The sequence below is a fragment of the Enterococcus sp. LJL98 genome (genome assembly GCF_054871745.1).
The window spans coordinates 69831-82262 of record NZ_JBTXLU010000005.1 but is presented as its reverse complement, the minus strand read 5'-3'; the positions used below and the strand labels follow the sequence as shown (position 1 = coordinate 82262).

10 protein-coding genes and 2 pseudogenes are annotated in these 12432 nt (G+C 35.6%); 3 read left to right on the top strand and 9 right to left on the bottom strand.

What is annotated here, in order from left to right; translation table 11 throughout:
* Nucleotides 1-19 precede the first annotated feature (19 nt).
* From ACYSNO_RS05720 to ACYSNO_RS05705, 4 genes are all read right to left on the bottom strand, one after another.
* A complete protein-coding gene (locus ACYSNO_RS05720) occupies nucleotides 20-1879 on the bottom strand; it encodes an LTA synthase family protein (RefSeq protein WP_461730116.1) in 1860 nt (619 codons plus the stop codon).
* A gap of 131 nt (nucleotides 1880-2010) precedes the next feature.
* The gene (locus ACYSNO_RS05715; RefSeq protein WP_461730115.1) at nucleotides 2011-2823 is read right to left on the bottom strand and encodes a MetQ/NlpA family ABC transporter substrate-binding protein; all 813 of its coding nucleotides are present in this window, start codon (nucleotides 2821-2823) and stop codon (nucleotides 2011-2013) included.
* A 9-nt stretch (nucleotides 2824-2832) separates the two neighbouring features.
* Nucleotides 2833-3504, bottom strand: coding sequence for a methionine ABC transporter permease (locus ACYSNO_RS05710; protein ID WP_461730114.1), 672 nt, complete (start codon nucleotides 3502-3504; stop codon nucleotides 2833-2835).
* Nucleotides 3501-4223, bottom strand: coding sequence for an ATP-binding cassette domain-containing protein (locus ACYSNO_RS05705; RefSeq protein ID WP_461730113.1), 723 nt, complete (start codon nucleotides 4221-4223; stop codon nucleotides 3501-3503). Before ACYSNO_RS05705 ends, ACYSNO_RS05710 begins: the two co-directional genes overlap by 4 nt.
* Nucleotides 4224-5023: 800 nt before the next feature.
* Here ACYSNO_RS05705 and ACYSNO_RS05700 point away from each other — a divergent pair.
* A complete protein-coding gene (locus ACYSNO_RS05700) occupies nucleotides 5024-5959 on the top strand; it encodes an O-antigen ligase family protein (RefSeq protein WP_461730112.1) in 936 nt (311 codons plus the stop codon).
* Between the two features lie 131 nt (nucleotides 5960-6090).
* On the opposite strand, the gene ACYSNO_RS05695 is transcribed toward ACYSNO_RS05700, so the two are convergent.
* From ACYSNO_RS05695 to ACYSNO_RS05675, 5 genes are all read right to left on the bottom strand, one after another.
* Nucleotides 6091-6315 (bottom strand): transposase, encoded by a 225-nt coding sequence (locus ACYSNO_RS05695; RefSeq protein WP_461730179.1) that lies wholly within the window; start codon nucleotides 6313-6315, stop codon nucleotides 6091-6093.
* Between the two features lie 251 nt (nucleotides 6316-6566).
* Nucleotides 6567-7103 carry a transposase gene (locus ACYSNO_RS05690; protein ID WP_461730111.1) on the bottom strand — a complete coding sequence of 179 codons (537 nt, stop codon included), beginning with the start codon at nucleotides 7101-7103 and terminating at the stop codon, nucleotides 6567-6569.
* A gap of 530 nt (nucleotides 7104-7633) precedes the next feature.
* Nucleotides 7634-8587 (bottom strand): DMT family transporter, encoded by a 954-nt coding sequence (locus ACYSNO_RS05685; protein ID WP_461730110.1) that lies wholly within the window; start codon nucleotides 8585-8587, stop codon nucleotides 7634-7636.
* Nucleotides 8588-8620: 33 nt separating this feature from the next.
* Complete coding sequence (locus tag ACYSNO_RS05680) at nucleotides 8621-9487, bottom strand: NTP transferase domain-containing protein (protein WP_461730109.1); 867 nt, start codon at nucleotides 9485-9487, stop codon at nucleotides 8621-8623.
* On the bottom strand, nucleotides 9487-11244 hold the full coding sequence (locus ACYSNO_RS05675) for a phosphotransferase (protein WP_461730108.1): 1758 nt from the start codon (nucleotides 11242-11244) through the stop codon (nucleotides 9487-9489). The genes ACYSNO_RS05680 and ACYSNO_RS05675 overlap by 1 nt, the downstream gene beginning before the upstream one ends.
* A gap of 329 nt (nucleotides 11245-11573) precedes the next feature.
* Between ACYSNO_RS05675 and ACYSNO_RS05670 the strand changes: the two are divergent.
* Nucleotides 11574-12172: pseudogene (locus ACYSNO_RS05670) on the top strand (transposase); the annotation flags it as partial.
* Nucleotides 12173-12234: 62 nt separating this feature from the next.
* Nucleotides 12235-12360: pseudogene (locus ACYSNO_RS05665) on the top strand (transposase); the annotation flags it as partial.
* Between the last annotated feature and the right edge of the window lie 72 nt (nucleotides 12361-12432).

Sequence of the window (12432 nt, the reverse complement as noted above, 5' to 3'; positions counted from 1 at the left end):
ATCCAGTGTTTGACAAACCTCAATTCTCTTGCGACTCTTGTTGCTCTTGCGCTTCACGCTTTTTCAGCACCTCTTCATCGGTCCCTTGCATCAAGTGTTCCGCATAGAAATCTGAACGTTTCGTTAACTCCGTGTAAAAATTGGAAACCCCTAGACGTTCTGCCAAGGTTTCTGCCTTAGAAAACAAATTCGTTCCCAACGCCAAACGCTCCCCTTGAATGGTTACGCCTAGAGCCGCCAATGTCGTTGGAAATAGATCCAAGGCCGTTGCTTGGCGATTATATCTGCTTTTGGGCGTCATTTCTGTATTTAAAAAGACATTGTAAACGGTTCTTTGATACTCCGGATCATCTGTTTCAAAAAAATCACGATCCATCGTCAAATGATCCCCAACGAGAACCACGGTCGTTTCCTCATAAAAAGGTTGTTGCTTGATCCAGTCTAAAAAGGCCTTCACTTGTCGATCATTGTCATAAATCACATTACTATATTGGTCGCCAAACCGATCGGGTGTTTCTTCTGTCAGATAGCCATCTTCAAAATGCGTATCTGTCGTTAGCATCGTAAAATTAAAGGGTTCCCCTTTACTTGCCAGCTCCGTCAAAGACGCTTTCGCAAATTCAAACAATTTCCGGTCTTCATAGCCCCACCATTCCCAGTAATCTTCAGGAATCAGTCCTTGGTCCCGCGCCCAGTATACGTCTCGAATCTCATAATTTCCATGTTGACTAAAGTATTTGCCACGTCCGGCAAAGTACTGACTCGATCCAATAAAGAGCATTTGGTTATAACCTGCTGTTTCTAAGACTTCACCTAATGAATAGGCGCCTGGGAAAAACTCCGACCCGTCTTGCCCGTAGAAATTCGCATCTAAATTGCCACCAGAAGCTCTCAGTGGTAGACCTGAAGTTTGAGCGACCATGGCACTGGCCGTTTGATTCGCCCCAGGAACTTGATAAAAACCACCGAAGCCCTCTTGATGTGAAAATTGGATGCCTTCATCAAAAGCCAAATCTGTTAAGTTTGGAATTAAGTTCTGTTCTTTAATCCCACCAACTTCTTTGGAAGCATAGCTACTTTCCATTGATTCCAAATAAAGATAGATCAAATTCCGTTTTTTCTCAGGAAAAGTCAGTGATACCTGTCGCGGATCGACGTAGTATCGTTCATAAAGTTCCGTCTCTTCAAAATAATAAGCTTTGATATCCGCGTACCCAATTTCAAGAATACTGATTGAGGCGCTTCCAATTAATAAGAGCAGACTCGAACCGAATACGACCGGAACCAATAACGATTTTTTTTGCTTTTTCAACGAAAAGTGATACAGCCCAAACAAGAGAAAGAAATTTAAAATAAACAAGGTCAATCCCATCGCATTTAAAAAAGGGTGAACCAAGAAATTCATCACTTGCCCGGGGTCCGAATCCCCCAAAGGTTGACTCAAGGTATAGACCATTTGATCAAAGGTTAGATTCCCAAAGGAACGCACCGCCCACAAACTACTCGAAACAAGCAGACTGCCTAAAAAGACAAGCACGCCGGAAAAAGTCATCCAAGAAATTTGTTTCTTGGTTAATCCTTCTCGTCGAATGAGCCTTCCCTTTTTCTCTAACTGAAGGACTCCTTGTAAAACAAAAGAAATTAAGACCCCGACAAAGAGCATCAGTAAATGGTTCAATAAATTGCGACCAGCTGTTGGGAAGAGATAAACGAGTGGACTTAGCGCTTCGTCATTGAATTCCCGTAATAAAATCAAACTAAACGTACCCATGACAATGGCCAAATAAGGAAAAAGGAAAAAATAAATCTTGCGACGTCGCGGTAAGATTTTCTTTGTAAAATAAAGCAGTAAAATAAACCAGGTTAGCATACGTCTCATCGCTACTTTCTATCAAATGATTTACTAAAAAGTATACCACAAAAATCAAACATTTTCGCAAAATAAAACGGGACTTAACTTTTTCATAAATAGAAAAAAGACCGATAATCCGGTCTTTTGACTTCTATTTCTTAAAATGATGGCAATAAAGTTTCTCCATGTTCCTCAATTAAAAAGGTGCGAACTTCCTCACTCGTCATCGCTTTTTTCAACGCTTTGATTTTCTCACTATTTTCATTGTCTTCTCTTGCAACCAACTGAATCGAAAACCGTTCATCCACGTTCGCCTCTAAAAATAAGGCATCGGAAGGTTTCAAGCCAATTTTCGAAATATAGGTTGGATAGTTATAAACCAAAGCCACGCCAGGTTCACTATACGCTTCCGCCAAATTCAATAAGTCAACCGCTAACCACTCGAATGCTTTCGGGTTTTCAATCACATCTTTGGTTGTCGCATTGGTACCCACGCCTTCTTTTAAGGTAATGAGACCTTCATCGGCTAAAATCGCAAGTGCTCGTCCTTCATTTGAAGCATCATTTGGAATCGCTACTTTACTTTTGGCAGGAATATCCGCCACCGTTTGATAATCTTTCGAATAAAAGCCCACTTTTGCATCATAAATCGGTTGAATGGCAACTAGGCTCGCCTCTTTTTCAGCATTGTACTTCATCATGAATGGCGTGTGTTGCGCAAAACTCGCATCCGCCTCTTTACTTGCAACCATATCGTTATAAGCCACATTATCATTCACTTGGACTAAACGAATCTCCCAACCTTCTTTTTTCGCTACTTCCGCCGCTTTTTTAACAACATCTGTCATCGGAGGCGCTTGAGCTGCAACCGTAATCACTTTGTCGTTACTCGTCTCTTCTCCTTTATTCCCACAAGCAGCCAAAGCCACAATCGAACTTAATAAAATAAAACCAACAACGATTTTTTTCATTTTTTCTTCCTACTTTCTTTTATCTAATTGATGTGCCAATTGATTGCCAAGCATTTGAATCAGAAAAACAAACCCAACCATCAGCAAAATTGCCACATACATAATGCCATATTGATAACTTTGATACCCATAGCGAATCGCGAAATCACCAATTCCACCACCGCCAACAATCCCCATTACCGTCGAATATGAAGTCATACTAACGATCGTGGTTGTAAAGGCCAAAACCAAACCGCTACGGCCTTCGACAAATAAAAAATGCCAAATATACTGCATAGTCGTTGCGCCTAGTGAATCCGCCAAGAACCGAATGTCTTGAGGGACATCTAATAACACTTGTTCGACGAGACGGGCATAAATCGCCACCGCCACAATGCTTAAGGGCACCGAGGCCGGGATAGGACCAAACGCACGACCAATCAGCCAGCGAACGACGGGAATTAAAATCACGACAAACAGCAAAAAAGGAAACGAGCGAACGACACTAATCACCGCATTTAATACCCAGTAACGAATCGGACGCCTCCCCTGAACCTTGGGATGAGACAAGAATAACCCCACACCTAAGGGCAAGCCCAAAACCAAGGAAACCGCTAAAGAAATCCCCATCATAATCCCTGTTTGTTGCAAAGAAACCATCAATTCCGGCCAATAATAAACCAGTTGTTCTTGCAAGGTCATCCGCCAAACCTCCTTTGAACTTTCTCAAAATAAGATTCCTGCCCTTTCGTCAGTTGCGCGGGTTGATTTTCCAGCCTACCGACCAAACGCCCTTGCTCCATTACGAAAACGCGATGGCAAACTTTTTTGACCGCCTCCAAATCGTGACTCACAAAAAAAATGGTCACCGGAAACTCACGATGGATTTTTTGTAATAATATTAAGACCTCTTCAGCGTACTCCTCATCCAAGGCGCTCGTCACCTCATCGCATAGCAACAAATCCGGTTTTCGGACCAATGCGCGCGCCAAGGCCACCCGTTGTTTTTCTCCACCTGATAATTGACTAGGATACAATTGCGTCTTCTTAGATAGACCGACAAAATCCAATAACGACAACGCATAATCCGTCTCTTTTTTGCCAATTAATTTTAGCGGCAACAAGACATTTTCAAGCACCGTTTGATTGGACAACAAGTGATACTGTTGAAAAACCATGCCAATTTTCTTTTGGTAGGTTTGCCGTGCCTTTTTCGAAAGCGTCGTTACCTCTGTTTGATCAAAGTAAATTTGTCCTTGTGTCGGCTTTTCCATTAAATTCAATAACCGTAACAAAGTCGATTTCCCCGAACCGCTTTTTCCAACAATTCCTACAAAGGCGCCAGGTTCAACTGAAAAAGAGAGCCCTTCTAGCGCCGTTGTTTTTTGATACACTTGCGTTACTTCCTTTAATTGATACATGAATCCCCACCTCCCCGCTAATATAACAGAACACGATTCTGTTATATTATTATTTAATAAAACGAATACAATCAACTTGATTTCAGAAAACAGCTGAATCTATTCACCAAGATACAAAAAAACAGTTCATTAAAACTGTATCTCCTAGTATATATTTGAACACAAAAAAACACAACCAGAAAGTTTGGTTGTGTTTTTGGTTGTATAATATTTTTCCTTGCTGTCTTCCGTAGGTAGTAGTTACTCTAATAACACATTTGATGCCCGCTATCGATTTTCCTATTTGATAAACTTAGTATACTTTCTTAAATACTATCACCTTCGAGTGGTAGGCACCTAAATTATTTCTCATTAATGTTGTTATCATTACTACTCTGTGATAAAATATTTTGATATTCAATTTAAGGAGAGATCTAATGCGTAAAACCCTTCCCTACATCTTTTATTTATACATTTTTACATTTTGGTTACCAGGAAGTTCAATTAAAGCCATTCCTGTTAAACATCTATTATTTACAGCTTTAATGCTAATGATTTTCATGCATTTCCTTCAAAACTATAGGAAAAAAATTGAAAAGACTGGTATTAGTAATTATTTTAAAGAATTTTTTAGTACTAACAACATGAAAATCTTAAAAAATCCTTTTTTTCCTATGACCATTTCTGTTTTTTTTATTATAGTATGGTATCTTTATAGCTATTTTTCTGGAACTACATCTAGCCCTACACTAATGCTGGTTAACCTAATTTCACTTATCGGCACATGTTTTCTCTCTTACTATGTGATAAAGCATGAGTTAGTGAATATTGAAAACGTCAAGAAATGGATTTTCATTACTGCTTTTGTAAAAGTTGGATTTACACTACTAATTGAAATTGGTATTATGAATTTTGGTCTCAGCTACGAACAATTTATGAATATCTATGCTCAACTAGACAGCCAACCTGTCAGCATGCATATGGAATATTTAGGCATGTATCGTATTATGACCCCGAGTGATTCTTTTCCTTTTGTCGCTTTAGGTTTTCTAATTGCTGATAAAAATTACTCTAAAATAATACGAGGATTAACCGTTATTTCTCTTGTCTGCTTTTCATTGATTATCTATTCTAGAATTATTTTCTTACAACTAGCGTTAACATTATTCATTGCATTAATCCTACGAAAAATAGACTTGAAAAGCAAACACGACTTAATCAATGTAGCCAAACTAATAGGTACGATGTTCTTCGCAATTGCTCTGACATTTGTAATTTTTCCACAAGCAACTTCAAGCATCTATAACTCATTAACATACCGACTCTTTTCAGAAGAAACGATTAAATCAGATAGTATTCGAGATATTCAAGCTGAGAAAATTTTCGAAAATATTACTGAAAGCCCGATTATTGGTAAAGGATTAGGTTACTACGATCCGGATTTTACTAGAAGTGATATCGCGCCTTATTCATATGAATTAGAATATTTTTCGTTTATTATGCAATTTGGTATTCTAGGATTTATCTTAATTATCATTATGTTAATCTATTCGTTTTATTTAATGATAAATTTCAATATTACTAATTTAAATATCAAGTACCTACTCTATTTTAACTTCATCTTTTGGATGGTTAAGCCTTTATTCAACCCGAACTTTTTATCAAGTAATAGCGGATCGTTGATTGCAACGCTGATTATACTGTCTACCTATTATTTCAATCACGAAAAAGTATCGAATATCAGAACCTCCATCTAATATCCGGCGCTCTATTCATAACCGAAAGCATGACGCCTTAATCCAGTCGTATAATATTTAGTGTTGATGGAAAAATTGGCTCTATGTTAAATGATGTGGATGGCCTTTTATCTAGTTAAATAATGTTACTTTTAGGCAACGAGCCCTTCTAAGAAATCGTTGCCTTTTTTCTTCTCTTTAAAACTGACTAAAATGCGATCTCTATAATTATAAAAATTCCGATAACCATAGGCAATTCGTTTAATGAGCTTAGTTTTATTGATCGAGCCTTCTAAAGAACCATTACTCAAAGAAAATTGAAACGTATTATTAATGCGAGTCAAGTGCTTCACTAAGGCTCGTACAGAGGTTTCCAGCGAAGGCGAAATATTTTGACTTTGGTCGATCGGAAAAGATCTTTAAAGCCCTCGTAGTCATTCTTCTTTGAACAATAAAGCAAGTCTTGATAGAGTTTGTAAGTCTCCGTTAGTTGATAATCGAAGCTCAGTAAATAATCCATGATTTCTGATTCGATTATCATTTCCTTAAACATCCGTTGGTAGCGATAGGCTTGATAGTCTAAGTCATCCTCTTTTTTTAGAAAGAGATAACAGTATTTTTCCAGTTTTCAATAGTCTTTCAGATCATTTAAAGAAAAGGCCCAATAAGTATTCATGGTCCGTATGCGAGTCAAGTTGAGAGCTCGATTTACCAATTGAACCAAATGGAAACGATCAATAATGACGGATGTATTCGGAAATAACGTTTTGGCCAATTTGAAATAACCGGCATTCACATCTACCACAATTGCTTTCACCTTCATCCTTTCTTTTAGAGGATACCTTAAAAAGTGTTCGCTAATGGTCCTCAAAAAGTTATCAATTAACACGTCAATGATTTGATGCGACGATGCATCCGAATAAATAAAGTTATGTTTCCCTTTTTTATCTTTCGTCGAGGTAAATTTATCGAAACAAAGAGATTCTGGTAACTTTTGAAAGAGATTTCTTTTCTCTTCGCTAAACCTTCGTAGAATACGAATCACAGTTGTACTAGAAATCGCATGTCGCTTCGCAATATCTTTAAAAGAGGTTGCATCACTGAGTTCGAAAAGAACCGATTGCTTCACGCGGCGAGCGATAAAGCAGTGTTTCTCAATCTCCAATAATTCTGCGAGAAAGCTCGAATGGCATTCTCTGTAGAGAAAACGCTACTTTTTCAAGAAAATATAAGTCAGATAGTGTGTATGACTGATTCACTTGATTTTAGACAGAATAAACCTACTTTTAACAATCTTATATGCTTCATTTACGATACCACAACAAGAACAGGATCTAGGACGGTAGGTTAACTTTCCGTGATAAAACTTCGATGTTTTCCCCTTGATGCTCTGTTCTTCACAAAGTGAATGATTAAATAAAATATTTTTACCTTTTAAATCAAGTGAATTTCGTATACAATCGTTATGAGACATATGAATCTTCCTTTCAAAACGTGGTGGTGGCAACTATCATTTTAACTGGAATCTTCATATGTTTCTATTTTTTTATAAAAAAATAGATGTGAATGAATTTCTCCATCCACATCAAATATTATAGAACCTTTTTTAGTATGTTTTCTTGTAGTTCGAAGGATTAGATATTAATGAAGTGGAGAAACAAAATATTTATGAGAATAGGAAATATTTTGTCCTAACTATTTACTAACTCCTACTTTTTTTAAGACTGGTGATATTAACTCCTTAATGTCTCCACCTGCAGTAATCGAACCACCAATAATAATCAGTGCAGAAAGGGTGTCTTTGACATTTAAAACTTCATTTAACAAAAGATAGCCAAATCCAATTGCCCATGCGCAATAGGTAATATTCAAAGCCATCGCTTTTGATGCTCCAATTTTATTGATTGCTTTATAATAAAACAAGTAGGAGGTCGTTCCAAATAATGCTGAGAATAAAATAATTGCTGAAGTACTTGTTGTTAAAATATTAAAAGTCATCGTCCACCCACTTAATAATGGCAATAAAACTATCCCATAAAAGAGTGCTGATGTCCCTTGACGAATTTGCAAGGCTTGCTCATCTGTAATTGTTGGGTCTTTTAATCCGTGAGCAATGATTACGGCTTCTGAAGCCCATCCAAATACACACATTAGAGCAAATATAATCCCAATCCAACCATTAGTTACCGTTCCTTCACCCGGTGTATAACCTAAAATGATAACTCCTAAAATACTTACTGACAAACCAACCATTTGTATTTTTGTCATTTTTTCCTTTAAAATCATATAAGAAAGAAAGGCACCAACCGCTGGGAATAATGCAGAAATAATCGCAGTATAAGCTGCTCCAATATACTTAATCGATAAAACGTAACCAGTCATTCCAATTGGCCCACCGACTAGGGCTGCCAAAATAATGAATTTTCCACTTTTTGTTCTTAAAGCTTTAAGTATTTCTTTGTATTGTCGTTTAATCCCCATATAAAGCAACATCCACAACGTTGAACATAAATCATGAATAAACGTACTAATAAATGGTGCAAAAAAAATTGCTTGTTCAGTAGTTACAAAAGAACTACTTGCTAAAGCCACACCTAGTATAACTGTATCTAACCCCCAAAAAAAACCTGCTAATAACCCTGCATACATTTCATTTCTTCCCCTTCTGTAATACTTTTATCCTCATAATGCGACTAGTTTTTTTGTTTGATACATATATTCGAACTTTTTTTCTTTAAATTTAAATTGAAAGCCAACGGTCTCACCCATTATTTTCAACGGTTGAATGCCAGTAATATCTACCTGTTGACCCTCTAACTGTTTCGCGACTTCTTCTAGAATTTTTGATCCTGTATCATTTCTGAATTTCGGATCAAATACTCGAAGTTCATCTAAAGAATCAAATTCAAAAACAACTCCTCTATCATATCTTTTCATCTTCATAGATAATTGATCAAGATGATTAACATAAATATCTTCCCAATAAAAATCTCTCGTTTCAGGTTTTCGATAAATTTTTTCTAAGATTGAAATAAATGTTTTTGAAAATTTCTCTGAAAAAAAGACGTGTCCTAACATAACCCAAGATGCATGTCCTCCAACTTGTACGTCCTTAATATAGTCATTTTCATCCACAGTCAGTGTCCATTCTTTGGTATTCCCTTCTTCGAAATCTGCTGAATAATAAGAATCTTCAACTTCAGTCTCAAAGACATTCGTTAAAAAATAGTTATCTGCACAACAAATATATGTATTTTTTAACTTTTCTCTTACGTAGTACAAACTCGAATGATTATTACGTGTACTAAATTCTGGATTCTCAATCAGGACAACATTATATTTCTCAGTTAAATAATAAAATAATTCTTTTTTATAACCAACAACGATTGTAATATCATGGATACCTTTTTCTTTTAATTGAGTAATTTGCCGCTCAATTAAGACTTCTCCTTTTACTGTCAATAGCGCCTTAGGATACTCATACGAAATCGGTGCAAAACGAGAAGACAGACCTGCGGCCATAATAATGGCATTATCTACTTTATACATTAAATATACTCCTTAACAACTTCCATTTTTTGAACAATTTTATAATATTCTTTTGCGTAGCGGTATTGTCTTAATGAATACTCACCAAACTCAACACCCAAAAAGTGTTTGTACTCGCACCAGTTGCTCCATAACAATCCACTAATTGCAATATAACAATAAATTTTCATTCGAATTTCTTCTGAACAACCTTCAATAAAATAACTATCGATTAATGCATCAACTTGCTCTTTTTCATACAAAGAATAGATTGCAAACATCGCGATATCTAAGTGCGGATCTTGCATACCTGCATACTCCCAATCAATCATTCGAATCTCTTCTTCTGTAAATAAAATATTTTCAGGAACAGCGTCAACATGAGTTAGTACCCAATCTTTTGGTATTTGATCAATAATCGTTTGTAATTCTATTATTTTATTTTTGGTCTCTAAGTAATCTTTAAAGATAGAAGGTTTCCCTTCCCATAAAGATTCATAAAAATCAATTTTTCCAAATAAATCAAAGGAATGATCCACTGTTAGTTTTCTCTCGTGAAATTCACGTATTTTTTTCATACTTTCCTTTACATCTTTTGGATTTTGAGAATCGCAAACAACTGAATTTTCAATATATCGTGTAATTTTATAACCATTTTTTGGAGACATATAAATGACATCATCACTAATTTTATAATCTTTTAGTTGTTGATAAACGTCATATTCTTGGCTACGATCAATTAATTGATCCGTTCCCTCTCCTGGAATACGCATAATATAAGAAGCATCTTTTACACTAAACTTAAAAGAACGATTGGTCATTCCTTTCTTCATGACTTCAATATTCATGACTTCTTCTGGCAATACTTGTAAAGCTTCTGAAATTAAATGGATAATTTCTGTGTTTAAATGAATAGAATGACTATCCAATTCTCGTAATTGTTCATAAGTATCAATTTCCATCACTTTATCCGACAAATAGACCTTGCCATAGACTGGAGTTTTTCGTTCTCTTGTAAATAAAGCTTCTTCCCAAAAAACGTTATCATATTTCTCATCTTGGCTAAGTAACAGGAGTGTTTCTTTTAATTCCTCAGTTATCTCTTTTGTTAAATAAGAAACCCCAATCATCGCATTTCCACCTTGCTCAACTTTAACCATCATTAACTCACGTTGGCGATTTACTCGTACAGTGCTCTCTTCATCAATCACCTCAGTCACAAGGTACCAAGAATAGCACTCAGTTATTGAGAATGGATTTTCTTCTAACCAAATATCAGAAGGTAAGATATAGGTATTTCCAAGTGTCTCACTCACTAAACAAAGAGAGTGTAAATTATTTTTTACTGCATATTCTCCATTATAGACTAATTTTACATTAAATTGATCAATCAAATACTCATATTTTTCTTTTAGGAAGCCTACAACAATTGTAATGTCTTGAATTCCTGCCTCATTCAGTTGACGAATCAATCGTTCAATTAAAATTTCACCATGAACTTCAAGTAAACCTTTAGGTATTTCAGCATTTATGGGAACCATCCGCATCCCGAAACCAGCTGCTAAAATAATCGCATTTTGAGGTTTATTTTTATTTATTTCCTGTTTTCCTCGCTCTGTTAATTGTATATCTTTATCAACAAATCCTTTTCCCAATAAGTGATGGACAGCCTCATTCACTTTTCCTAAGGAATAACCTGTCTTTTCTGAAATTACACGTTGACTTGTATATTTTTCTTTTGATAATTGCTTTAAAGTATCGTAATCATAAATATTCATAATATCCCTCTTTCTTAGATTCACGAAAAATAAATAGTGGATTCTCGTGAACATCATACCAAAAAAAAGTGTACGGGTCCAGTAGTTTTCGGAAAAATCAGTTATCTAATATTTAGTGTTAATAGAAAATCTCGTTAAGATTTTTCTTCAACACTTTTTTTATTTTTTACGACAAAAAGAGGGCTCAAACTGATAAAATGTAGTCGACTAAAACAAACATTGATTAGGAGTGAGCCTTTATAAATATTAATACTAGAAAAATACTTGGATTAACAGATGAAGATGGGTTAGAAGAACTCGCAGAAACTTATCATAAAAAGAAAAAACACTTGCCAGAAGTGCTATGTATTGATGAATTCAAGTCAATTAAATCCTGTGAAAGCTCCATGAGTTTTATTTGTATCAATGGCACAAGAAATCAATTGTTCGACATTTTAGAGGATTGTCGTTTGTTTAAGTTGGCTCAGTACTTCATACGCTTTTCCCGTGAATAACGGTTAAAAGTACGCTACTTAGTGATGGATATGAATGGCAGCTACTCAAAATGGTTTTTCATAATGTGTAAATTGTCACATACTGCTTTCACATTGTCCAACATATCACTCGCTCTTTTAATCAATTGCGAATTAAAACGATGAATCGTTTCAATACATCAAACTCTGAAGATAAGAAAAAACATCGTCGACTGAAACGTTACTGGAAGCTGCTTCTAATGGATTCTGCCACTTTCGAAAAACAAAAAATCAGTTATCATTTTCTCTTCAAATGCCATCTCTATCCACACGATATTATTGATGAGTTACTCAATTACGATATAACGCTACGCCTTGCTTATAAGAGTGTACAACTCCTACATTATCATCGAAAGGAAAAAGATTCGGTTTCATTTTTTCATGTAATACACATTCTAGATTCTCGATTACCTTAATGGTTTAAGAAGAAGTTGCTCTTTTATTAAAGATGTATAAATCAGGGATCAATTTAGACTACTCAAATAGTGCGATAGAAGGTTTAAATAACAAAATCAAGCCCATTAAACGGGTCTCCTACGGTTACCAATTTTTTTATCATCTTCGCAATCGTATTTACATTATTCAAGGTTTCATTTATCAATAGAAATTAAAAAAATCGATGGAAGATTATCCACCGATTTTCACGACATTTTTGATTCACTGTGAGTCCATCAAC

Bases quoted from the DNA above. Each gene is read 5' to 3' on its own strand.
- ACYSNO_RS05720 (WP_461730116.1), bottom strand. From the start codon at position 1,879: ATGAGACGTATGCTAACCTGGTTTATTTTACTGCTTTATTTTACAAAG.
- ACYSNO_RS05715 (WP_461730115.1), bottom strand. From the start codon at position 2,823: ATGAAAAAAATCGTTGTTGGTTTTATTTTATTAAGTTCGATTGTGGCT.
- ACYSNO_RS05710 (WP_461730114.1), bottom strand. From the start codon at position 3,504: ATGACCTTGCAAGAACAACTGGTTTATTATTGGCCGGAATTGATGGTT.
- ACYSNO_RS05705 (WP_461730113.1), bottom strand. From the start codon at position 4,223: ATGTATCAATTAAAGGAAGTAACGCAAGTGTATCAAAAAACAACGGCG.
- ACYSNO_RS05685 (WP_461730110.1), bottom strand. From the start codon at position 8,587: ATGTATGCAGGGTTATTAGCAGGTTTTTTTTGGGGGTTAGATACAGTT.
- ACYSNO_RS05680 (WP_461730109.1), bottom strand. From the start codon at position 9,487: ATGTATAAAGTAGATAATGCCATTATTATGGCCGCAGGTCTGTCTTCT.
- ACYSNO_RS05675 (WP_461730108.1), bottom strand. From the start codon at position 11,244: ATGAATATTTATGATTACGATACTTTAAAGCAATTATCAAAAGAAAAA.